Here is a 25,182-nt window from a genome sequence, read left to right on the forward strand (position 1 = left end):
CCTTCAGACGCTCACCTTGTAGATCACGCCGGCCGTCGAGGCCACCAGCAGCTTGCCGTCGGTGTCGAAGGCCAGCCCGGACACCTCGTTGTTGTCGACGCCCTGGCTCGCCAGGTTCACCCGCCGCACCTCGGCGCCCGTGCGGTCGACCAGGACGACGACGCCGGCGTTGTTGCTGCCGCCCACCCAGAAGTTGCCCGTGACCGGATCGATGGCGATGCCGGCGTTGTTCTGGATGTTCACCGGCAAGGTGCGCGTGTTCACGACGGCGCCCGTGACCGGGTCCACTTCCTGCATCCGGCTGCCGGGCCCGTTGTTTTCCAGCAGGAACAGGTGGCCCGTCGTCGCGTCGTACAGGCCCGCCGTCGCGTCGATGTTCGCCCCCAGGCTGAGGCTGGCGATCGCGTTGCCGGTGGCCGGATCCACGGCGGTGACCCGGTCCGGGTTCGGCTGGCCGTTGAACACCAGCAGGCTGCCGGCCGGCACCGCGGTGCTGCCCAGGGTCATCGCGCCGGTGAACTGCAGGCCGGTGAGGCTGAACGTGAACTGCGTGCCGAAGTCCGGGCCGTTCAGCGTGATGGACTGCAGCACGCTGCCCGTGGCCCGGTCGATGCGCAGCAGGTGGCCCGGGTTGCCGTTGTCGGCGGTCCAGAGAGCGCCGGCTGCGGACACCGCCACGTCATTGAGCACGCCCGAAGTGACGCGCATGAAGTTCAGCGCCAGCGGGTCGGACGTGCCGCCGGCGTTCGTCACCGACACGCTGCCCAGGCCGCTGTTCGGCACCGTGTTGTTGAAGATCACCCGGCCGTTCTGGGCGCTGAAGTCGGCGTTGTAGTAGACGTCGATGTTGCCGTCGGTGCTGGCATCGACCACCGTCGCGCCCGGGAAGGCGTAGCTGCCCGCGCCTTCCACCAGGCCGCCGCCGAACAGCGTCAGGGTCGTGCCGTTCACGTCGAAGGAGTCCAGCACCGGCACGATCTGCAGCAGCGGCTGCGTCGTGGAACCGAACAGCTGCAGCGCGAACACGCCGTTGGCATCGCGCGGGATCACGAGCGTGGCGCTGCTGCCGTCGGCGGCTGCGGTCGCCGGCGAAAGCCGCTGCATCACGCGGTTGCCGTTGATGTCGGTCCAGCGCAGCAGCACGTCGCTGTTGGTGCTGAGTCCGGTGCCATGGAGCACGACCGTCTGTCCCGGGTTGGCCGAGGCCTGGCCGGCATCGGCCGGCGTGCCGCGCGTGGCCGTGGACTCGACGGAAGCGAGGCTGGTGGTGAAGGCCGCGCTGGTGCCGCCGGCCGTGCGCACCGTGATCGGGCCGAAGACGCCGTCCGACAAGGGCACCGTCAAGCGCACGGTGCCGCTGTTCAGGAAGCCCAGCGTCGGGTCGCTGCGCCCGAACACGTCGGGACCGGTGTTGACGCTGGCATCCAGCAGCACCAGGTTGCCGAACTGGTAGGCGCCATCTCCTTCGACGAAGCCGATGCCGGACACCAGCACGCTGGCGGAGCTGCCGTCGCCCGCGACCGATTCCACCTGCACGTCGGTGACAGTGGGCAGGATCTGCAGCAGGACGTCGCTGCCGTTCGCATCGCCCACCACGCGCACGTTGCCCGTCAACACATTGACCGGCACCACCACCGTCGCGCTCGAACCGTCGGCCGCTGCCGTCGTCGGATGAACGACCAGGTCGCTGCGGTTGCCGCTGCCGTCGACGACCTGGAACACCACGTCGCTCGAGCTGTCGAGGCCGCTGCCGTTGATGGTGATCGTCTGCCCCGGATTGGCCGAAGCCTGGCCGGGGTTGGCGGGCGTGCCACTCGTGGCGCTCGCGGAGATGCCGGTGAAAGTGAGCCCGAAGGCGGCACTGGTGCCACCGGCGGTGGTGACGGTGATCGGCCCGGTGGGCAGCGCCGGGGTGGTGCTCGGCACCGTCATGTTGATGAAGTTGTTGTTGCCGCCGGACCCGAAGATGTCGAGGTCGAAGCTCACGCTGCGGTCCACGAACGCGTGGCCGCCGATGGTGACGGTGGTGGCGGCTTCGACGAAGCCGCTGCCGTGCAGCTGCAGGTTGTTGCCGATGAAGCCGCTGCCTGCGCTCATGAAGGCATCGTTCAACGTGGGCACCACCTGCAGCACGATGCCGCTGGTGTCGCGCTCCAGCCGCACGCGGCCGGTGACGGCGTTGTCCGGGACGGTGACCGTGATGGTCTGGCCTGGCACGTTGACGGAGGTCGGCGTGACCGTCGTCTCGAACAGGTTGCCGCTGCTGTCGGTGGCCATGAAGACCACGCGGTCCGACGACAGCAGGCCGGTGCCGGTCAGCGTGATGGCCTGGCCCGCGTTGGCCGATGGCAGGCTCGCGTTGGCGGGTGTGCCGCTCGCGGCGGCCGTGGTGATGCCGGTGAGAAGCTTGGCCGCCAGCGTGCTGGAGCCGCCGGTGGTCGCCACCGAGATGGCATTGCCCGAGACGCCGGACGGCACCAGGACCGTCAGCAACTGCTGGTCGAGGTTGGTGCTGTTGCCGTCGACGATGGTCCTGACGCTGAAAGTCGTCGCGGTCTGGCCGCCGACGGTGACGACCAGGTCGGTCGCCGCCAGGCCCGTGCCTTCGATCAGCAAGGTGTTGCCTGCACTCACGGTGCCGGCGGCTGCGCGCAAGGTGGGCACGATCTGCAGGTTGATGCTCTGGCCGCTCCCGAGCACCGTCACCGCGCCGGTCTTCGCCAGCGCCGGCACGATGATCGAAAGTTGCGTGCCGCCATTGCCGACGTTGCCCGTGCGCGTGAGCGTTCCGGCCACGCCGTTGTCGTCCACGCCCTGGAACTGCACCAGCGTGGAATTGGTGAAGCCCTGGCCTTGCAGCACGATGGTCTGGCCGGTCGTCGCGGACGGTTGGCCCGCATCCGTGGGCTGGCCACTGCTTGCAAGCGCCACGATGCCGGTGAACTGGCTGGGAGCTTGCGCCAGGATGCTCGGCGCGGGGATCTGCGCGAAGCCGCCTTCGGTGGTGATGCGGATCGGCCCATCCAGCGTGCGCGGCGCCACCAGCGCCAGGCGGTCGTTGCGGCCGCCCGTGACGTCGAAGGGCGACAGGTTCATCGCCGGGTCCGAAAGCGCCACGCCGCCGATGGTCACCGTGCTGGCGCCCTCCATGAAGCCGCTGCCGATCAGCGCGAAGGTGTTCTCCTCGCCCGGTCGGCCATCGGTGGCCGCAAGCGTCGGCACGACCTGCAGCCGCACGCCCGGCGTCTGCCGGAAGGTCTGCACCTGGTCGCTGCCGATGTTGTTGGTGAAGGCCTCGCGGAACTTGCTCGTGCCGTCCACACTCACGTCGAGCGTGTCCGGGCCGCCGTTGCGGCTGGTGCCGTCCCAGCTGTCGAAGACCATCAGGTCGAAAGTCAGCGTGTAGCTCTGGCCTTGCGTCAAGCCGTCGAGGTTCAGCGTCTGGCCGCCATTGTTGAAGCGGCCCAGGAACCGGGTCAGCGCCGCGCGCTGGCTGCCATCGACCGGTGCGCTGGCCCAGCGCGCGGGCACGGTGCTTTCGAAGTCGTCGTCGAAGAGCGTGGTCGCGCCCTGCGACAGCCGCACGTTGTCCAGGCCCCAGCTCTCGTTGCCGATGTCCTCCAGCCCGGTGTCGGCAAAGCGCACGGTCGCGGTCGGGCCGCCCGCCGTGAAAGTCACGGTGACGTCGCGGTAGACCGAATCGGCCTGCCCGCCGAAGGCGACGTTGCGCGTTCCCACGTTGACCACCCGCACGTTGGCAGTGGTCGCCTGGTCGGGCACCAGCACCTGCATGCGCGTGCCGTCGCCGTTGATGACCAGCGGCGCGACCGCGATCGTCTGCACGTTGCCGCTGTTGTCCCGCGTATCGAACAGCACGCGAGTCCCCGCGCCGAAGTTGGTGCCGACCAGTTCGATGACCTGGCCGACGTTGGCCGCGGCCTGGGCAGCGTTGGCGGCCGTGCCATTGGTGGCGGCGGCCAGCACTTGCAGGAGCGTGGCCGTCTTCACCGCCACCGTATCCAGGTCCGTGCGCACCTTGTAGATCACGCCGGCGGTCGAGGAAACGCGCAGCGTGCCGTCGGCGGCGAAGGCCAGTCCCGTGATCTCGTTGTCGGTCACGCCTTGCGTACTGAGGTCGGCACGGCGGATCTCCGCACCGGTGCGATCCACTTCGACGATGCTGCCGCCGGTGCTGGTGCTGCCGATCCAGAAATTGCCGGTCACCGGGTCGATCGCGATGCCGGCGTGGTTCTGGATGTTGACCGGCAAGGTCAGCGTGTTGATCGTCGCGCCAGTGGCCGGATTCACTTCCTGCATCCGGTTCCCTGGCCCGTTGTTCTCCAGGATGAACAGGTGGCCGCTCGTGGCGTCGAAGATGCCCGCCGTCGCATCGAAATTGGCCGCCAGGCTCAGGACGGCGATCGTCGCGCCTGTCGACGGGTTCACTGCCACCACCCGGTCCGGATTCGGCTGCCCGTTGAACACCAGCAGGCTGCCGGCCGGGACCGCGGTGCCGCCCAGGCTCATCGCCGGGACGAACTGCAGCCCGTTCAGGCTGAAAGTGAACTGCGTGCCGAAGTCGGTGCCGTTCAGGGTGATCGACTGCAGCACGTTCCCGGTGCTCGGATCGATGCGCAGCAGGTGGGTCGGGTTGGCGTTGTCGGTCGTCCAGAGGTCGCCATTGGGGGCGACGGCCACGTCGTTCAAGACGCCGCCCGACACCCGCATGACGTTCAGGTTCAGGGGCGCGGAGGTTCCGCCGGCGGTGGTCACCGTCATGCCACCCAGGCCGCTGTTCGGCACCGTGTTGTTGAAGTTCACCCGGCCGTTCTGGGCGCTGAAGTCGCTGTTGTAGTAGACGTCGGTGTTGCTGTCGGTGCTGGCGTCGACGATGGTCGAGCCCGGGAAAGCGTAGCTGCTGCCGCCTTCCACCAGGCCGCCGCCGAACACCGTCAGGGTCGTGCCGCTGACGTCATACGAATCGAGCACGGGCACGATCTGCAGCAGCGGTTGCGTCGTGGAGCCGAACACCTGCAGGCCGAACACGCCGTTGGCATCGCGCGGCAGGATCAAGGTTGCTCGTGTGCCATCGGCAGAAGCGTTGGTCGGCGACAGCTTCGTCATCACCGGGTTGCCGTTGATGTCGGTCCAGCGCAGCAGCACGTCGGTGTCGGTCGTCAAACCCGTGCCATGCAGCAGGATTGCCTGGCCCGGGTTGGCCGAGGCCTGGCCGGCATCGGCCGGCGTGCCACGCACCGCGGTCGCTTCGATGGAGCTGAGGCTCACCGTGAAGGCCGCGCTGGTGCCGCCGGCGGTCCGGGTCGTGATCGGCCCGAACACGCTGTTCGACAGCGGCACGGTGACGCGGACGAAGCCATTGGGCACGAAGCCCAGCACCGGGTCGCTGCGGCCGAACACGTCGGGACCGGTCCCCAGGCTGCCATCCAGCACCACCTGGCTGCCGAACTGGTACTGGCCGCCGCCCTCGATGAAGCCGCTGCCCGCGATCAGCACGGTCGCCGAGCTGCCGTCGCCTGCCACCGATTCGACCTGCACGTCGGTGATGGCCGGCAGGATCTGCAGCGGGACGTCGTTGCCGTTGGCATCGCCCACCACCCGCACCTGGCCGGTCACCGCCGCCACCGGCACCGCCACCTGCACGCTGGTGCCGCCCGGGCCGACGATGGTCGGGTGGACCACGATGTCGCCCGGATTGCCGCTGCTGTCCACCGTCTGGAACACCACGTCGGTACTGGCGTCGAGGCCGGTGCCGTTGATGGTGATCGTCTGCCCCGGGTTGGCGGAGGCCTGGCCGCCCTGGGCTGGCGTGCCGTAGCCGGCGGTCGCGGTGATGCCGGTGAAGGTGAGCCCGAAGACGGCGCTGGTGCCGCCGGCGGTCGTCACGCGCACCGGCCCGGACGGCAGCACCGGCGAGGTGGCCGGCACCGTCAGGTTCAGGAAGTTGTTGTTGGCGCCGTTGCCGAACACGTCGATGCCGGTGCCGGTGCTGCGGTCCACCACCTGCTGCGCTCCGAAGGACACCGTGATGCCGCCTTCGGCAAAGCCGGTGCCGCGCAACTGCAGGTTGCCGCCGATGTAGGCGCTGCCGGCGCTCATGGCCACGTCGGCCACCGTCGGCACCACCTGCAGCAGCACGCCCGCGCTTTCGCGCTCCAGCCGCACCCGGCCGGTGATGGCACTGTCAGGAACGACCACGGTGATCGTCTGCGCGCCCAGGTCGATGGAATTCGGCGTCACCAGGACTTCGCCCAGCGTGCCGTTGCTGTCGATCGTGGTGAACACCACGCGGTCGGAGTTCAGCAGCCCGGCGCCGTTGAGCGTGATGGTCTGCCCGGTGTTGGCCGAAGGCAGGCTGGCATTGGCCGCCGCGCCGCTGGCCGCGGCGCCCGTGATGGCCAGCAGGTGGCCGGAGCCGGCCCGCTGCGCTTCCAGGTTCAGGCGGTAGGTGCCGGTCGAGGCCGCCACGCCGCTGCCCGCGGTGGCCGGGTCGTAGCTGAAGTTGCCGTTGCCGCTGACCCCGACGAAGTAGCTGCCGCCCTGGTCCACCGTGAACGCCAGCTGGCTGGTATCGCCGGTGCCGAAGCTGCGGGTGGCCAGCTGGTTGCCGTTGACGTCGAAGATGCGCACGAAGCTGGACATGTCGTTCGACGCGACGCCCACGCGGATCGTCGCGTGCGCATCCAGCACCAGCTTGTAGAGGTCGACATCCTTCGTGGCCTGCGTGCCGTCGCCCAGCGTCTCTGTGAAGGCGGCCTTGCTGTCCTGCAGCAGGCCGACGTTGGCCGCGCCGGCCAGCGTGTCGCCGGTATCGGCCGGCTGCGCCAGCACGCCGAGGTCGTTGATGGCGATGCCGCGGCGATTGTCCGCCGTGCCGCCGGCCGTGCTGACGACGACGTCGTTGCCGGTGGCGCCGATCGGGACCACCACGCTCAGCAACTGCTGGTCGGGGTTGTTGGCGAAACCATCCACGATGGTCCGCACGCTGAAGCTGCCCGCGGGCTGGCCGCCCACGGTCACGACCAGTTCGGTCCCCACCAGGCCCGTGCCTTCGACCAGCAGCGTGTTGCCCGCTGCAACCGTGCCGCTGACGGCACGCAGCGTGGGCACCACCTGCAGGTTGAAGCTCTGCCCGCTCCCGAGCACCGTCACCGCGCCGGTCCTCGCCAGCGCCGGCACGATGATCGACAGCTGCGTGCCGCCATTGCTGGCATTGCCCGTGCGCGTGAGCGTGCCGGCCACGCCGTTGTCGTCCACGCCCTGGAACTGCACCAGGGTGGAGTTGGTCAAGCCCTGGCCTTGCAGGACGATGGTCTGGCCCGTCGTCGCCGCCGGCTGGCCGGGGTCGGTGGCTTGCCCGCCATTGGAGGCGGCCACGATGCCGGTGAACTGGCTCGGTGGCTGCGCCGGGATGCTCGGCGCGGGGATCTGCGCGAAGCCACCCTCGGTGGTGATGCGGATCGGCCCGTCCAGCGTGCGCGGCGCCACCAGCGTCAGCCGGTCGTTGCGGCCGCCCGTGACATCGAAGGGCGACAGGTTCATCGCCGGATCGGCCAAGGCCACCCCGCCGATGGTCACCGTGCTCGCGCCTTCCATGAATCCGCTGCCGATCAGCGCGAAGCTGTTCTCCTCGGCCGGGCGGCCGTCGGTGGCCGTCAAGGTCGGCACGACCTGCAGCCGCACGCCCGGCGTCTGCCGGAAAGTCTGCACCTGGTCGCTGCCGATGTTGTTGGTAAAGGCTTCGTGGAACTTGCTCGTGCCATCCACGCTGACGTCGACGACGTCCGGGCCGGCGCTGCGGCTGGTGCCGTCCCAGCTGTCGAAGATCATCAGGTCGAAGGTCAGCGTGTAGCTCTGGCCTGCGGTCAGGCCATCCAGGTTCAAGGTCTGGCCACCGTTGTTGAAGCGGCCCAGGAACCTGGTGAGCGCAGCGCGCTGGCTGGCATCGACCGGAGCATTGCCCCAGCGCGAGGGAACGGCTCCTTCGAAGTCGTCGTCGAAGAGCGTGGTCGCGCCCTGCGCCAGCCGCACGTTGTCCAGGCCCCAGCTCTCGTTGTTGATGTCCTCCAGCCCGGTGTCGGCAAAGCGCACCGTCGCGGTCGGACCGCCCGCCGTGAAAGTCACGGTGACGTCGCGGTACACCGAATCGGCCTGCCCGCCGAAGGCGACGTTGCGCGTCCCCACATTGACCACGCGCACGTTGCCCGTGGTTGCCTGGTCGGGGACCAACACCTGCATGCGCGTGCCATCGCCGTTGATCGCCAACGGGGTCACGGCAATGGTCTGCACCGTGCCGCTGTTGTCGCGCGTGTCGAACAGCACGCGAGTCCCCGCGCCGAAGTTGGTGCCGACCAGTTCGATCACCTGGCCGACGTTGGCGGCGGCCTGGGCAGCGTTGGCGGCCGTGCCATTGGTGGCGGCAGCCAGCACTTGCAGGAGCGTGGCCGTCTTCACCGCCACCGTATCCAGGTCCGTGCGCACCTTGTAGATCACGCCGGCGGTCGAGGACACGCGCAGCGTGCCGTCAGCTGCGAAGGCCAGGCCCGTGATCTCGTTGTCGGTCACGCCCTGCGTGCTCAGGTCGGCACGGCGGATCTCCGCACCGGTGCGATCCACTTCGACGATGCTGCCGCCGGTGCTGGTGCTGCCGATCCAGAAGTTGCCCGTCACCGGGTCGATCGCGATGCCGGCGTGGTTCTGGATGTTGACCGGCAGGGTCCAGGTATTGATGGTCGCGCCGGTGGCAGGATCCACTTCCTGCATCCGGTTGCCCGGGCCGTTGTTCTCCAGGACGAACAGGTGGCCGCTCGCGGCGTCGAAGATGCCCGCCGTCGCATCGAAGTTGCCCGCCAGGCTCAGGACGGCGATCGTCGCGCCTGTAGACGGGTTCACCGCCACCACGCGGTCCGGATTCGGTTGCCCGTTGAACACCAGCAGGCTTCCGGCCGGGACCGCGGTGCCGCCCAGGCTCATCGCCGGGACGAACTGCAGGCCATTGAGGCTGAAGCTGAACTGCGTGCCGAAGTCGGTGGCGTTCAGGGTGATCGACTGCAGCACGTTCCCGGTCGCCGGGTCGATGCGCAGCAGGTGGGTCGGGTTGGCGTTGTCGCTGGTCCAGAGATCGCCATTGCTCGCCAGCGCCACGTCATTGAGAACCGTGCCCGACACCCGCATGACGTTCAGGTTCAGGGGCGCGGAGGTTCCGCCAGCGGTGGTCACCGTCATGCCGCCCAGGCCGCTGTTCGGCACCGTGTTGTTGAAGTTCACCCGGCCGTTCTGGGCGCTGAAGTCGCTGTTGTAGTAGACGTCGGTGTTGCTGTCGGTGCTGGCGTCGACGATGGTCGAGCCCGGGAAAGCGTAGCTGCTACCGCCTTCCACCAGGCCGCCGCCGAACACCGTCAGGGTCGTGCCGCTGACGTCATAGGAGTCCAGCACCGGCACGATCTGCAGCAAGGGCTGCGAAGCAGAGCCGAACACCTGCAGCCCGAACACGCCGTTGGCGTCGCGCGGCAGGATCACGGTCGCACTGGTGCCGTCGGCCGCCGCATTGGTCGGCGACAGCTTCGTCATGACCGGGTTGCCGTTGATGTCCGTCCAGCGGAGCAGGACGTCGGTGTCGGTCGTGAGGCCGGTGCCATGCAGCAGGATCGCCTGGCCCGGATTGGCCGAGGCTTGCGTGCCATCGGCCGGCGTGCCGCGCAGCGCCGTGGACTGGATGGCATCCACGCTGACGCTGAAGGCCGCGCTCGTGCCACCCGCCGTGTGGACCGTGATCGGGCCGAAAGCGCCGTTGGACAGCGGCACGGTCAGCTGCACGAAGCCGGTGGGCACGAAGCCCAGCACCGGGTCGCTGCGGCCGAACACGTCCGGGCCCGTGCTGGCGTTGCTGTCCACCACCTGCACGGTGCCGAAGTTGTACTGCGAGCCCCCGGCTTCGACGAAGCCCAGGCCGGCGATCAACAAGGTGGCCGTCGAACCGTCGCCGGACAGGGATTGCACCTGCACGTCGGAGATGACCGGCAGGATCTGCAGCGGGAAGGTCCCGTCCGGGAAGTCGGTGCGGACGTTGCCCACCAGCGAATACAGCGTCGCGTCGCCGGTGACCGCGTCGACCGGCACGGTGAAGAAGGCGACGCTGGTCGCCGGATCGAAGCGCACCGGCTGCAGCGTGCGCGTGGTGGTATTGCCGTTCTGGTCGGTCACGGCCACGTCCATGCGCGCCGTGCTCGGGTCGAACGGCACCTGCAGCGCGATCTGCTGGCCCGGGTTGGCCGAGGGCGCGGTCGGAATGTCCGGCACGCCGGCGGCCGCATGCACGTCGCTCGCCGGCCGGATGCTGAAGTGGCGCACGATGCTCGCGGCCAGCTGGTTGCCGGCGCGGTCGGCGATGTCGGCCGCGTCCACCGTGAAGCGGTAGTCGCCCGGCGGCAGGATGCCGTCGACGATGGCGCTGAGCGTCTGGCCGTCGTTGCGCGTGTCCAGCCGCACCGGCACGACCACGTCGTCGGCCGTATCGAACTGGCCGTCGGCGCCGGCCCGCACCAGGTGCACCTTGGCCGGGTCGAGCCGCGCGGTATCCAGCGGCTCGTCGAAAGCCATGTCCACCGAGCGCAGGAAGAAGATCCGCGAGCCCTCCACCAGGCTCACCGTTCCCAGCTGCGGCGGGAAGGTGTCGGGCACCACGTCCAGGGTGAGGATGTTGGACAGGCCGACATTGCCGCCGGTGTCGGTGGCCCGCACCTGGATGGTCATGCTGCTGCCGCCGGCGGCGATCAGCGGCGCCTGCGCGAACAGCTCGTACGGATAGCTCGCGTCGGCCGCCACCGGCTGGCCGTTGACCAGCAGTTCCAGGTTGCGGATCTGCACGTCCTCCGTCACCTGCGGCAGCACGCGGACGCTGCGGCCCTCGAGCACCTGCACGCCCGGCGTGCCGGGGTCGGCATCCACCGCATCGGCGGAGATGGTGACCGTGGGCGCCACGCCCAGGTTGTCGAAGCCGGCGTAGTTGACGACGAACAGCCCGGAGCTGCCGGCCGCCACGTAGGCCATGCCGCCGGCGATGCGCACGTCCTGCGGCGCGTCCGGCAGCAGGTAGCGCGTGACGAAGGCGCCGGTGTTCGCCGGATCGCCGGTGTTGATCACGTCCAGCGCCTTCGCGCCGAACACGCCGCCGGGCGTGCCCACCGCCACGCCCAGGCCGGAGCCGTTCAGGGCAACGGCGCGGCCGCCGATCGAGGTGCTGTCCGGGCCGCTCAGCAAGGCCAGGTTGGCGGCATCGGCCACGTTGGCCGTCATCACGCCGCCCAGGAAGGCGCCCTCGGCGCCGATCCAGGCGACGCCGTCGGCCACGAACAGGCTGCGGCCCGCCGACGGCAGCGCCAGCGAATCCGCCGCGGCCACCACGCCGCCGGTGACGGTGTAGCTGCGCAGCAGCGTGCCGCCGTCATTGAGCGTGAAGAGCCGGTTGCCGTCCACCGCCAGCGCCTCGCTGGAGGCACTGCCCGTGGCCAGCGTCTGGCGCACCTCGCCGGTGTTGATGTCCACCACCGACAGCGAGTTGCCATGGGTGACGAAGGCGAGGCCGTCGCGCACTTCCACATGCGTCGCACCGCCGATCAGCGCGATCGTGTCCAGCAGCTGCGGCGAAGCGCGATTGGACACGTCCAGCAGCAGCAGGCCGGCGTCGCCCGCGGCGACCAGCGCGCGCCCGCGTTGCGCGTCGACCGCCACGTCCTGCGCATTGCCCGGCAGGTCGATGTCGGCCAGCACGATGGGCGCGGTGTACTGCGACACGTCGACCACCGCGAGGCCGCGCGTGCCGGTGGCGAGATAGGCCGTGAGCTTGGACGCATCGGCCGGATCGTCCACCACGTCCAGCGCCACGGCGCTGCCCTGCACCGGCTGGCTGGCGATCAGCCCACTGGGCAGCGACTGCCCGCCCAGCGGATCCAGGTCCTGCAGCAGTTCGGCGCGGTCGCCGATGCCGTCGCCGTCGGTGTCCGCGCGGTCGGGCCGCGTGCCGACGATGAATTCGGCCAGGTCGTCCAGGCCGTCGCCGTCGGTGTCCGGCGCCATGTGGTTGCCCAGCGGCACTTCGGGCAGGTCGAAGTTGACGCCCGAGGCCGGCGTGACGAACTCGCTCACGCCCACCGTGTTGCTGTTCACCTGGTACACGTACTGGCGGTAGGCGGTATTGGGGCTCAGCACCACGCCGTTGATGCACAGCGCGGAACCGGCCGTGACCTCCACCTTGTCGCGCATGACGAAGCCGGTCTCGAGGTTCTCGATGGCCAGGAAGAAGGTGCCGCTTGTGTAGTCGACGTTCGAGACCGGCGTCACATAGGTGCTGACCTGGTGGATCTCCAGGGCGTTCAGCGCCGCGCCGGCGCCGATGCCTGTGAAGTGGATGTTCATCTGGCCGTCGACCACTTCGACGCGGTGCGTGACGCCGGTGTGCTCGCCGACGCCGGTGGTGATGGCGCCGCGCCGCACGCCTTCGATGGTGTAGCTGGCCTGCTGGTGGTCAGCCGCGTCGTCCCCCATGTCGACGATCACGTCATAAGTGCCATTGGGCAGGTCCACCTGGAAGGTGCCGTCGGTCACCTGGGCGAAGTCCGCCGTCAGCGGCGCCAGGGTGCCGTTGCCGGTGAGCTTGTCCACCACCTGGCTGCCCGGCGCCCAGCCATAGCCCAGCGTCGCGTTGTAGGTCGTCGCGGCCGTGACGCCGGCAAAGCCCGGCGCCACCGGCGCACTGGCCGGTCCGAAGTCGAAGGCGAAGAACAGGTGCGGGTCCGGCGCCGGCAGCGACGGCGCCAGCAGCTCGCCATTGCCGGTGCCCACCGGGTCCGTGGCATTGGGATGGAACACGAAGGATGCTCCCGGCATCGCGAAGGCATCCGCGGCCGCCGGATTGACCGTGTAGCCCAGGTCCTGCAGCGCCGCGATGCTGAGCGCGCTCAGCGGGTACGGGCCGTTCGGGTCCAGCAGCGGCGTCATCAGCTCGTTGCCGAACAGCGCCTCGCGCCAGTGCGTGGCGTTGGCGCCGCTGCGGTTGTCCAGCGGCACGCCGGTCTGAGCGGTGCCGGTGAGCGCGGAATAAGCCGCCACCGCGTGGGCGCCGGTGAATTCCGGGTCGGCCGCATTGCTGGAATTCACCAGGCCGTCGGCTGCGAACAGCTCGCCGAAGCCCAGCGCATGGCCGATCTCGTGCTGCAGCACCTTGAACAGCTGTTCGGGCGTGAGCGTCGCGATGTCCGCGCTGTCCAGTGTGATGGTCGCCAGCGACGGCAGCTTCAGCACGCCGGAGCGGATGTCCTGGATCTGCGTGCTGGCCAGCTGGTGGCCCGCGCCATCGACGGTGCCCACGGCGAAGTGGATACGCAGGTCGTCCACCACGCCCTCGGGCGTGAGGTCGGCCGGGATGTCGCCGGTGATCACCTGTTCCCAGGAATGCGCGGCCTGGAAGATGGCCAGCTTCTGCGCCGGCGTGAAGCCGGTGTCGGGCAGCCGCACCTCGATGTTGAAGTCCGGCGCGTTCGGCGAACCGGGCACCACCACGATGGAGCCGGGCGGGTTCACGTGCACCCAGGGCGGCGGCACGGTCGTCGTCGGTGGCGGGGCCGGCGGCGTGATGATGATCGGCCCGGGGATCAGCGGCGGCACGACCACCGTCTGGATCGGCGGCGGCGGTGGCGGCGGCGGGCTGGGCGGGTTCGGCGGTGGCGGCGGCGGTGGCCCTGGGTTGGGCCGCTTCGGGTTGTCCTTGCGGCCGGTCGGCCCGGGTGGCGCCATGCCGTGCCAGCCCGGCGCGCGCACGCCGGAGTCGTCGTCGGACACCACGGTCAGGCCATCGGCCGACACCGTGCCCGTGCCGTTGATCACCAGCTTGCCGGTGGTGTGGTCGAAGCTCAGGATGTCCAGCTTGGTGCCCGGCGCCGCATTGAACACGTTCGGGAAGGTGATCTTCACCGGGTCGGTGAAGGTGGCGACGCCCGGCGCCTGGATCGTGATGTCGAAGGTGTGCTGCAGCACGCCCGGCGGCAGCATGTCCATCACCAGTTCCGGCGGCACGGTGGAGATGCCGATCTGCACGTTCGCCACCGGGTTGCCCTGCGCGTCGACGGCGCTGCCCGGGTTGATCGTCAGCGTCAGCCGCGCGCGCTGCTCGTTGGTCAGCTGCGAAGCGGCCTGCGGGTTGTCGACAGTGATGGTGGTGGGTTGCGTGTCGCTGACCGGCTGCAGCACGTCGCTCGGCACGCGCGGCAGGTAGACCTCCACGCGGCCGGCGTTGGCCAGCCGCTCCTGCTGCGAGCCCATGCTTTCCATGACGGTGTTGGTGATACCGGCCTTCAGCTCGGCGTCCATCACCATCTCGGGGAAGAAGTAGCCGCTGGGCGGGTTGGTCGCGGTGCGGCCGTCGACGGCCACCTTCACCGTGCCGGCGGGCACGTCGTCCAGCTCGAAGTTGCCGTTGGCATCGGTGAAGACGAACTGGTCCTCGCGCCCGAGGATGTACACCTTGGCATGCGCGATCGGGTGCAGGAACACGTCGTCGGCGGTGTGGATGATGCCGTCGGGCCCGCGCCGGATGTCGTCGAAGGTCATGGGCTGCAGGTCCTGGCCCGGGTCCACCACCTTGCCGACCAGCTTGGTGCCTGCCACCGGCGTCGTGCTCACCGTGGTGAAGCTGATGGTGCGCGTGCCGCCGGCCGTCCCGTTGGCATCCGCGTCGAGGAAGCTGCCGTCGGCGGCGGCGCGGATGCGCGAGCCTTCCACGTGCAGCGTGACGAGGGTGCCGCCCGGCATCGGATCCGTGAAGAACAGCCAGGCGAAGCTGCCGTCCAGCGCCGGCACGATGGTCGCGGCCAGCTTGTTGCCGGCCGGGTCGGTCGCATAGAAGGAGTTGGCGTCCAGCGTCGCCGTATTGACGGCGCGCGAGAACACCACTTGCGGCCGCTGCGTCACGCCGATGTCCTGGCTGCCGTCGACCGGCGTGATGCCGGTGATGAGGAAAGGCGCCAGCGTGTCAACGTGCACCGATCTCTGCAGGCTCGCCTGGTTGCCCGCGCCGTCCTGCGCGGTGATGGCGAGCTGGTGGTCACCGACGCTGACCTTGCTGAAGTCCAGCGGCGCGTCGAAGCTGCCGGTGCTGCTGTTGAACACCATGCTGCGCGCCGGGCCGCCGTCGAAGCTGTATTGCAGCAGGGTCAGGCCCGAGATGCCGGCATCGGCGGCGCCGGTCAGGCGCATGCCACCCACCAGCGAAGCGCCATCCGTGATGCTGGTCAGCGTGACCACCGGCGCCTGCGTGTCCAGCACGAAGCCGCGGGTGAAGCCGGCGCTGATGTTGCCGGCGGCATCGCGCGCGATCAGCGTGATGGTGTGGCTGCCGTCGGCGCTGCCGTCCACCGCCAGCGCGGTAGTGATGGTGAAGCGGTTGTTGGTGTCCAGCGCCAGGTCTTGCAGCGCGCCGTTGTCGACGCGGAACTGCGCCGCGGCCACGCCGGACAGGTTGTCCAGCACCTGGCCGGTCAGCGTGAGGTTGTGCGACACCGCCGGCGCGCTGGCGTCCATCACCACGGTCGGCGCCTGCGTGTCCTGCGACAGCGCGAATCGCTGCAGCACCACGGCGGCAACGTCGCGGCCCAGCGCCTGGCCGGCCTGGTTGCTGAACTCGAAGTGGATGCCGCCGTAGATGCGGCTGCGGCCCGCCTCTTCGGCGGCCTGCGTGAAACTGGTGAAGCTGCGCGTGACGCCCGGCAGCGTGGCGCTGGTCGTCGTGAAGCTGGTGTTGTCGCCGAAGGTGTCGGCCAGGATGCTGGCCGCCGCGGCGCTGAAGGTGGAGTGGCCGGACACGTACTCGGGGTGCGGCGGCGTCAGCAGCAGCGGCCGCCAGCCGGCATCGGCGGTGGTGTCGGGGTTGCCGTCGGTATCGGCCAGCTGGATGGCCGTCTCGGGCCGCCAGGAGTCGTAGGTGTACTTGGTGTCCCAGCAGGCGATGGCCGAATCGGCCAGCGCCACGTTCAGCTCCGCGAACAGCCGCGCGTTGGCGCTCAGGCTGTTGCCGCGGTCCGCGGCGATCTGGCTGGCGATCTGGTTCCAGTGTCCGGGCGGCGTGAAGCTGCCGAGGCCGTCGGCCCAGAACTGCGCCTGCTGCGTCTGGTCGGCGGTGCGCGTGGTGCTGTTGGCGTCGCCCAGGCTCTTGATCTCGTTGACGGCGTCCGCATACGCGGCGGTATCCAGCGCCGGCGGCGGCCCGCGCCGCAGTTCGTCGGGCGAAGTCATCGCGAAGGGCGTGACGGTGGCCCACTGCGGATCCTGGGCGGTGCCGAACATCGGCCCGACCGGCCGCCACTTGCCGACATCGGTGCTGCCGGTGAAGACGGCGTCGACATTGAAGCCGTCGTTCAGGCGCAACTGGTAGATGGCATTGGCGACCGAAAGGCCCAGCGCGATGCCCGTGTCCTTGGCGGCGCCATCGGGCACCGCGGCCAGGCTGCTCACCAGCGCCTGGTCGAAGATCGCCTGCTGCGCGGGGTATTGCAGGCTGAGGATGCGGTGCGCGGCGACCGCCACGGCCGCATCGGCGGACACCGGTCCGCTCACGCTCAATTGCACCATGTAGGCCGGCGTGCCCTCGATGGCCGCCAGCGTGTCGTACACCGCCAGGCTTTCCATGGCCAGCAGGCGCGTGGCGATCGGCGGGTCGGTGACGTCCAGCTGGATCGCGCGCAGCGCGATGTCGTCCCAGGTGAGCACGGCGTCGGTGCCGGTCTGCGCCACCCGCGTCAAGGTGCGCGGTACCTGGGCCGTGTTGCCGGCCGCATCGGTCACCGTGAACTGCAGCTGGTTGTCGCCCAGGGCCAGGTTCACGCCCGGCATGACGACGACGCCGCCGCCACCGGCCGCCACGCCCAGGCTTTGCGAGGCGAGGCTCACGGTTGCGCCGGCTTCCGTGAGGCCGCTCAATTGCACGATGGCCGCGGCAGTCTGGTCGCTGGTGCCCGGCAAGGCATCGGCCGTCGCGATGCCGATGGTGAGCGTCGGCGCGGACGTGTCCAAGGTGAAGGTGACGTCGCGCAAGGTGGCGTTGCCGGCCGCGTCGGCCGCGCGGACGCGCAGCGTGTGGGTGCCGTCCGCCAGCGTGCCGCCGGCCAGCCCGTCCAGGAAGGCCCGCGTCAGCACGAAGCTGCCGTCCGCCTGCCGCAACGAGAGGATGTCGGTGAACACCGGGCTGCTACCCGGGTCGAGCACGGCCTGCAGCACCGCCACGCCGACATCGTCGGCCGCGTTGCCGGCAATGGTGGCGTCGCTCGTGATCGCGTCGCTGGCTGAGCGGCCGGTGTCCGTCTGCAGGGCGGCGGCAAGCGTCGGCGCGTTCTGGTCGGCGCTCTGGCGCGTGAAGGTCGCGTCCTGGCTGGCCTGGTTGCCGGCGACGTCGGTGGCCAGCAAGGTGAAGGCGTTGTCGCCCTGCGCCAGCGAGACGCCGGCGAAGCTGAAGCTGCCGTCGTTCGCGGCCGTCGCGGTGCCGAGCACCGTGTTGCCCTGCTTCAGCGTGAGTTGCGCGCCGGCCTCGGTGCTGCCTTGCAGCGTAACGGTGGCGGTGCTGGTGACGTGGTCGCCCGCCGTGCCGGTGTCCGATGCCGGCGCGAGGTCGAAGCTGGCGATGACCGGTGCTGCTCGGTCCAGCACCACGTCCACTTGCGCCGTGGTCTGGTTGCCGGCGCTGTCGGTGGCGCGGCCGATCACGTGGTGGATGCCGTCCGCGAGGCCGGGCACCAGGTCCTGCGGCCGCAGCAGGAAGCTGCCATCCGGCTGCAGGATGCTGGTGACGTCGAAGAACACCGGCGGCCCGGCCGGGTCGACCGCGCCTTCCAGCTTGACCAGCGGCAGGTTGTCGGTGGCGCTGCCCACCAGGGTCGGATCGCTGGTGATGCCGTCCGTGGTCGATGTGCCCGTGTCGTTCTGCAGTTGCGCGGTCAGCACCGGCGGTGTGCTGTCGCGGGTGAAGCTGAAGTCCTGGTTGCGGGCGTTGCCCGCCGCGTCGACAGCGGACACGTGGAAGGCATTGGCGCCCGCGGCCAGCGCCACGCCGGCGAAGCTGAAGCTGCCGTCACCGGCCGCCGTGGCCGTGCCGAGCGCCGAGCCCAGCTGCGACAGGGTCACCTGCGCGCCGGCTTCGGTATTGCCTTGCAGCGTCGCCGTTGCGGCGTTCGTGACGCCGTCGCCGGCCGTGCCGCTGTCGAAGCCGGGAGCCAGCTGCAGCGTGATCGTCGCGGGCGCCGTGGTGTCCAGCGTGAACGGCACGTCGACGCTGCTGCTGTTGCCGGCCGCATCGCTGGCCCGCACGCGCCAGGTGTGCGTCCCGTCGGCGAGGGTGGACACGCCAACGTCGGAGGCGGCCAGCACGAAGCTGCCATCCGGCTGCAGCTTGCCCGTGACTTCGGTGAACACCGGCGTCCCGCCCGGGTCGAGCACCGCTTCGAGCTTCACCACGCCCAGCACGTCGCTGACGCTGCCGGCCAGCTCCGGATGGCTCGTGATGGTGGCGCTGGCCGACGCGCCGCTGTCGTTCTGCAACGCCGCGCTCAAGGCCGGCGTGCTGCTGTCACGCTTGAACGTGAAGTCCTGCGAGCTGCTGTTGCCGGCGGCATCGGTCGCCTGCACCGTGAAGGTGTTGCTGCCCACCGCCAGCGGCACGCCGAGGAAGCTGAAGCTGCCGTTGCCGGCCGCCGTGGTCGTGGCCAGGCTGGCCGTGCCCTGCATCAGGGCCACCGCCGCACCGGCTTCGGTGCTGCCCAGGAGGTTCGCGCTCGCGGAACTGGTGATCTGGTCGCCCACCGCGCCAGTGTCGGAGCCCGGCGCCAGGTCGAAGTTCGCCATGGACGGCGCGGCGCGGTCCAGGGTGAAGCTCACGTCGAGGGACGTGGTGTTGCCGGCGCCATCGGTGGCCCGCAGCCGCAGCAAGTGCGCACCGTCGGCCATGTGGCCGCCGGCCAGCACGTCCATCTGCGCCGCATCGAGCACGAAGCTGCCATTGGCCTGCAGCTTGCCCGTGAGGTTGGTGAAAACCGGCGTGCCGCCAGGATCGAGAACCGCTTCGAGGCGGGCGACACCGCTCAAGGCGTCGGTGGCGCTGCCCGCGACCGCCGGATTGCGCGTGAGGCCATCGCTGGCGGAGCTGCCGGTATCGGCCTGCAAGGCTGCCGCGAGCGTAGGCGCGGCGTTGTCGCGAATGAAGCTGAAGTCGTGCGAAGTGCTGTTGCCCGCGGCGTCGGTCGCGACGACCGTCAAGGTGTTGCTGCCGGCTGCGAGCTGCACGCTGGCAAAGCTGAAGCTGCCGTTGCTGGCCGCCGTGGTGGTGCCCAGGCTGGTCGCGCCCCGCAGCAAGGCCAGCGCCGCGCCGCCTTCGGCGCTGCCGTTCAAGGTGACGCTGGATGCGCTGGTGATGTGGTCGCCCTGGGTGCCGGAGTCGGACGCGGCCGCAAGATCCAGCGTCGCCGCGGCTGGGGCCGTGCGATCCAGCGTGAAAGTGACGTCGCGCGTCGTCGCATTGCCGGCCGCGTCGGAGGCGCGCACTCGCAGCGTGTGCGCGCCGTCGCCCAGGTAGCCGCCGGCTAGCGTGTCCAGCTGCGCGGCATCGAGCACGAAGCTGCCGTTGGACTGCAGCTTGGTGGTGACGTTCGTGAAGACCGGCGAGCTGCCCGGATCGAGCACCGCTTCAAGCCTGGTGACAGCCACGTTGTCGCTGGCGGTGCCGGCGACCGAGGCGTCGCGAGTGATGCCGTCGCTGGCCGACTTGCCCGTATCGGTCTGCAGGGCCGCGGTGAGCGTGGGCGGGGTCTGGTCCACGTTCGCCGGCTGCCGCTTGATCGTGAAGTCGCGGTTCTGGCTGTTGCCCGCGCGGTCCGTCATCACCAGCGTGAAGCCGTTGTTGCCGATCGTGGGCAGCGCAACGCCGCTGAAGCTGAAGCTGCCGTTGGCCGCAGCGGTGGTCGTGCCCAGCGTGGGACCGTCGTTGGCGCGGCGCAGCGTGAGGGCCACGCCAGCTTCGGTGACGCCGATGATCTTGACCACGTCGGCCGTCGTCACCAGGTCGGAAATGGGGTGGCCCGCCGGATCGAGCTGGAGCTGGGTCGCGTCCGGCTTGGTCGTGTCCAGCGTGAACTGCACCGTGGCGCTCGAGCGGTTGCCGGCGATGTCGGTGGCGCGGAACTCGAAGCTGTAGGGCCCATCGGGCAGCTTGCCGCCGTTGACCTTGGCCAGCACGGTGGTCGAGACGACGAAGGTGCCATCGCGCTGCACCGCGGGCAGGATGGTTTCGAAAGCCTGCGTGCCGGAACGCGCCTGGATGGACACCGCGCTCTGATCGCGCACGGTGAGCACGATGGTGGCGTCGCGCGTGATGCCATCCGAGGCCGAGGCGCCCGTGTCGCTGCGCAGCGCCGCCGTCACTTGCGGCGGCGTGTGGTCGTGGTGGCGGTCCTGCACCGCAGGGATGTCCTCCGGCGCATGCTCGTGGCCCCCCCAGTCGATCCGGGTCGGGAAGCTCGGCGCGAAGATCATCCCGTCCTGCGTCTGCGCGCCGCCGACGGTCACTTCCTGCACGCGCTGCACCACGGTGCCCAGGTCGACGTCGTTGCCGTTGCCGTAGATGCCGTCGACCGGGTCGATGCTGACGTAGATGTTGCTGGCGATGATCTGGCCGTCCACCAGCAGGTGGGCCAGCCGGCCGGCGGCGAAGTGGTCGGCGGCATCGCCGGTGCCCCCGAGCGCCGCGTCGGAGCCGAGGTCGGCGCCGACGTAGACCGTCATGTTCTTCATGTCGCCGCCGACGTGCAGCGTCTGCACGCTGCCCACCGCCAGGCTGCCGGAGGCGTCGCCCTGCGTGTTGAACTCGTGCAGCGTGCCGGCCAGGTTCATGCGCCAGTCGGCGCCGGTGCCCTTGACCGTGATCGTCCGCCCGCGGCCATCGACCGACCAGACGCCGCGCGTCACCACGCCGTCGATGGCGACGTCGCCGAGGTCGTCGCGCAGCGGGCTGCTGCCGTTCACCAGCAGGTCCACGCTGACCTCGCCGTGCACCGCCAGCTTGTCCAGCGCCGCCACTTCGAGCTTGGCCGGGTGCGCCGTGTCCGTGGTGAGGCTGTCCGCCGTGATAGTCGCGACGGCATGCGGCGCGGAGATGCTGCTCGCGTGGATCGCGCCCGTGAGCAGCGCGAAGTTGCCGCTGCCGCCCACCTGCAGCGAAGCACCATCCAGCGCCCCGATCTGCATCGCGGCCACGCCGCCCGGCAAGGTGGCGATTCCGTTGAGCGTGGCGTTGGCGAGCACCAGGTGGCCCACCCGCGAATCCGCGGCGATGCCGGTCAGGTGCACGCTCGGTCCACCCAGCAGCAACACCGTGCTGTTGGCATCGGTGCCGGTGACCGTCAGCGTGAAGCCGCTGCCCTGCGGCGTGAGCTTTGCGCTGCCGGCACCGGTGACCTGCACCGACGCGGGCGCCGCGGCCAGCGTGAGGTCGATCGCCACTGGCTGCGCCTGCAGTTGCGATTGCACGGCGCCAGCCGCGGCGGGCTGCAGGTCCGCCGACAGCAGCAGCCGCGGCTCGAGGGCCTCGAACTCCATGTGCACCGGCGCGTCGTGGCTGCGCGCGGCGCGCCATCGCTGCAGGGCCGACCAGTGCGCGCGGATCCAGCCGGAGATGAAGGACGGGCAGCGCCGCATCAGGGCGAGCAACAGGCGGCTCGGAGCGCTGCGGGAGCGCCGCCTGCGGGCTGCGTTGGAAACCAGGAAAACGACCAAGGCCTTCGCAGAAGCGCGCATGACGCCTTCTCCTCACACACCCCGCAATGCCACCACCATGGCGTCGCGGCCTGCCGGTTCCTGGCGATCGGAGGTGAGCCGACTCCCTGCCAGGTCGCAACTGCAGCTGTGTCCCGTCTTCTGGCAAATCCCTCGCGGGCAGCGGGGGGAAAATGCTCCCGTCCGCCGGATCGCGCAACAGGCCTTAAGGACGAAGAATGCAACACGGCCGCCTGCGCGGCCCCTCCGGCCGCCGCGGCCCGATCCATGCAAATTACGGGGAGAGAACGGGCCGCGAGGACCGCGTCACGGGCGGCACGTCAAAGTGCAACGGCGCTCCGCATTTCGACACATTCGTTTCGGCGGAGACACACCCTGCCCCGGAACCCGTCACGCTCCCGGCACGTGCTCCCGCTCGGCCGTAGGCACGCGAATCGCGGCCTGCAGCTGCTCACGGTAGGCCTGCTGCCAGTCCGCGGCGGCCGGCGTGTGGAAGGAGCCGCTGCGCGCGTCCCACATCACCTGCGGGTCGCGCACGCCGGGCGGCAAGGTGCCCTGCTCGCGCAGCGCCTGCGCCGCCTTCAGCACGCGGCGGCGGGTGCGCACCACCATCTGGTCGCTGGGCACCAGGTGCTCGAAGGCATGGTCCGTGATGGGTCCCATGGACTCCGTGACCGCCTGGTCCTGCATGAACACCATGCGGATGCCGGTGTAGATCTCGTTGCGGCGCTGCGCGTCGCGGTCGATCTCGTAGTCGTTCCCGGCGCGCGCCCGCGGCCGCCAGCGGCCGTGCCAGTCCGTGGTGTTGGGCAGGTAGTCCACCGCGGGCGCGAAGCCGGGGATGGGCTGGCCGTTCTTCAGCGGCATGCCGGTGTACGCGCCAGGCGATTTCTTCCACGACAGCATCACCACCATCGTGTGCTCGTCGTCCATCGGCACCCAGCCGCGCACGGCGACGTTGGTGAGGAAGTCGCTGTTCGGCGCCTGGGTCCAGAACGGGAACATGAAGTTCGCCACGCGCCAGGACATGCGGCCGTCCCCTTCCAGGCGGTAGGCGCCATAGCTGGTGCCCCAGGGCGTGTCGGCCACGTGGTACTCCGGCGCGCGGTTGGTCACGGTGTGGCGCATCGGGTGGTCGTCCTGGAAATCCTCCGGCTGCGCATGGCCCGCATGCAGGAAGCCGAAATGCGAGGTGTCGATGTCGCCCTCCAGCGCCTGCAGCCAGTTGCAGGCGCGCTGCACGAAGCGCACGCTGACCTCGCCTTCGGGGATCAGCGCCGCCTCCATCCGCGGCAGCGGCGGCACGTCGTCCTGGGGGCCCATGTAGACCCACACGAGGCCGGAGCGTTCCGCCGCCTTGTAGGCCTTCGCGTGCACCCTGGCCTTCATCGCCGCGCCGTTCTGCACGTTGGGCATGTCGAGGCAGTTGCCTTCGACGTCGAACTTCCAGCCGTGGTACACGCAGCGCAGGCCGTCGGCCTCGTTGCGGCCGAAGAACAGCGAGGCGCAGCGGTGCGGGCAGCGGTGGTCCATCACGCCCACGCGCCCTTGCGAGTCGCGGAAGGCGATGAGCTTCTCGCCGAGCAGGAGAAGGCGCACGGGATCGCCATCGGCCTGCAGTTCGCTCGATGCCAGCGCGGGCAGCCAGTAGCGCCGCATCAGGTCGCCCATCGCCGTGCCGGGACCCACGCGGGTCATCTGCTCCGACTCGCTCTTCTGCTTGTCCAACTGTTCATGCAGGCTCACGGGACGGTCTCCTTTTATTCGGGGGTGTAGCCGCTCGCCTTGACCAGCGCGGCGAACTGCTTGTATTCGTCGCCCAGCACGGCGCTCAGTTCCTGCGGCGTGGCGGGCTTCGGGAAGACGTTGTAGATGGCGAGCTTGTCCCGGTATTCGGGCGTGCTGGCGATGGCGATGATGGCCTTGGTGAGCGGGGCGACGACTTCGGGCGGCATGCCCGCGGGGCCGAAGATGCCGACCGTGGACGTGGTGTTCACCTTCACGCCCGCCTCCGTCATGGTGGGCACGTCGGGCAACAGCGGCGAGCGCTGGCTGCCCGAGGAGGCGATGACGCGCAGCTTGCCGGCCTTGTGCAGCTCGATCATCCCCGACAGGCCGGTCATCATCATCGGAAGGCGGCCGGTGGAGACGTCGACCAGGCCGACGGGGCTTTCCTTGTACGGCACGTGCGTCAGCGCCTGCCCGATCGCCAGGCCCAGCGAGATGCCCACGAAGTGCGACAGTGAACCGGTGCCCGGCGCCGAGCCATAGATCGCGAGCTTGGGATTGCTGCGGATCCACTGCACCAGCTGCGGCATGTCGCGCGCGGCGGTCGCGGGACCGGTGGCGATGCCGACGTCGAAGGACGAGACGCCGGCGATCGGCGTGAAGTCCTTCAGCGGCTCGTAATCGAGCTTCTGGTAGATGTGGGGATAGATGGAGAACGGCGCGCTGGTCACCAGCATCAGCGTCCTGCCGTCGGGCGCCGAGCGCTTGAGCTCGCCCAGCGCGACCTGCTGGCCGGCGCCAAGCTTGCTGATCACCACGACCGGGCGGCCGAGGCTGTCCTTCAGCTTCTCCGCGATCACGCGCGCCGTGAAGTCCGTGCCGGCCGAGGCGCCCACCAGCAGCTTGACGGGCGACTTGTCGTCCTGCGCGAACGAGGGCATGGCGCAGCCCGCGGCAGCGAGGTGGGCCAGGACGATGCGGCGCGAAGGCATGGCGTCTCCCCGAAGAAATCAAAAAATGGAATTTGATTCCGATTATTGATTGCGGTACCGCGCTGCCGCACTCAGGCCTTCCCCTAGGAACCCTCCTACCCGGACCGACCGCAGGCGACTACAGCCGAGCGGCGCCGTCCGCGCTGCAATGGCACAGGCAGACGAAAAGGAGAACGCATGAAGCCTTTCCAGCTCACCAACGACATGAAGACGATGACCGGCGTGTTCTATCCCACCGGCTGGATGGTCCTGATGTTCCCTGGCGAGCAGGCCGCGCGCGATGCGGCGCGGCGGCTGGAGGACGACGGCTTCGAAGGCGACGCCTTGATGCTGCTGACGCCCGGCGAGGTGCTGCGCAACATCGCCGGCGCGACCGGTGACGACGGCGTGGCGCCCTCCGTCGGCAGCGAGGGCGACACCGCGCGCCGCTTCGCCGAGCTGGGGCGCCAGGGGCATTACGCACTGATGGTCCACGCGCCGCATGCGGCGGACTCGGACCGCGCGAAGGACCTGCTGAAGGACGCGCCGATCAGCTACGGCCAGAAATACCGCAAGCTCGTGATCGAAGACGTGGTCGAGTAATCCTTTGGGCCCCACGCGGGGCCTCGCAGGTCTATGCTGGTTCCGTGCTTAAGGAGTT

4 protein-coding genes are annotated in these 25,182 nt (G+C 69.8%); 1 reads left to right on the forward strand and 3 read right to left on the reverse strand.

Features of this window, described 5'->3' with window-relative positions:
• Nucleotides 1-3: 3 nt before the first annotated feature.
• The 3 genes from HHL11_RS19160 to HHL11_RS19170 form a co-directional block, all read right to left on the reverse strand.
• Nucleotides 4-21,843 carry an Ig-like domain-containing protein gene (locus HHL11_RS19160; protein ID WP_169420184.1) on the reverse strand — a complete coding sequence of 7,280 codons (21,840 nt, stop codon included), beginning with the start codon at nt 21,841-21,843 and terminating at the stop codon, nt 4-6.
• Between the two features lie 369 nt (nt 21,844-22,212).
• Nucleotides 22,213-23,568 (reverse strand): Rieske 2Fe-2S domain-containing protein, encoded by a 1,356-nt coding sequence (locus HHL11_RS19165; protein WP_342593247.1) that lies wholly within the window; start codon nt 23,566-23,568, stop codon nt 22,213-22,215.
• Between the two features lie 14 nt (nt 23,569-23,582).
• Nucleotides 23,583-24,542, reverse strand: coding sequence for a Bug family tripartite tricarboxylate transporter substrate binding protein (locus HHL11_RS19170; protein WP_169420185.1), 960 nt, complete (start codon nt 24,540-24,542; stop codon nt 23,583-23,585).
• A gap of 177 nt (nt 24,543-24,719) precedes the next feature.
• Between HHL11_RS19170 and HHL11_RS19175 the strand changes: the two genes are divergently transcribed.
• The gene (locus HHL11_RS19175; protein ID WP_169420186.1) at nt 24,720-25,124 is read left to right on the forward strand and encodes an RNA-binding protein; all 405 of its coding nucleotides are present in this window, start codon (nt 24,720-24,722) and stop codon (nt 25,122-25,124) included.
• The last annotated feature ends 58 nt before the right edge of the window (nt 25,125-25,182 follow it).

The organism is Ramlibacter agri, from assembly GCF_012927085.1.
GTDB lineage: Bacteria > Pseudomonadota > Gammaproteobacteria > Burkholderiales > Burkholderiaceae_C > Ramlibacter > Ramlibacter agri.

Excerpts from the sequence above, each read along its gene's own strand:
- HHL11_RS19175 (WP_169420186.1), top strand. The coding sequence starts at position 24,720 with ATGAAGCCTTTCCAGCTCACCAACGACATGAAGACGATGACCGGCGTG.
- HHL11_RS19170 (WP_169420185.1), bottom strand. The coding sequence starts at position 24,542 with ATGCCTTCGCGCCGCATCGTCCTGGCCCACCTCGCTGCCGCGGGCTGC.
- HHL11_RS19160 (WP_169420184.1), bottom strand. The coding sequence starts at position 21,843 with ATGCGCGCTTCTGCGAAGGCCTTGGTCGTTTTCCTGGTTTCCAACGCA.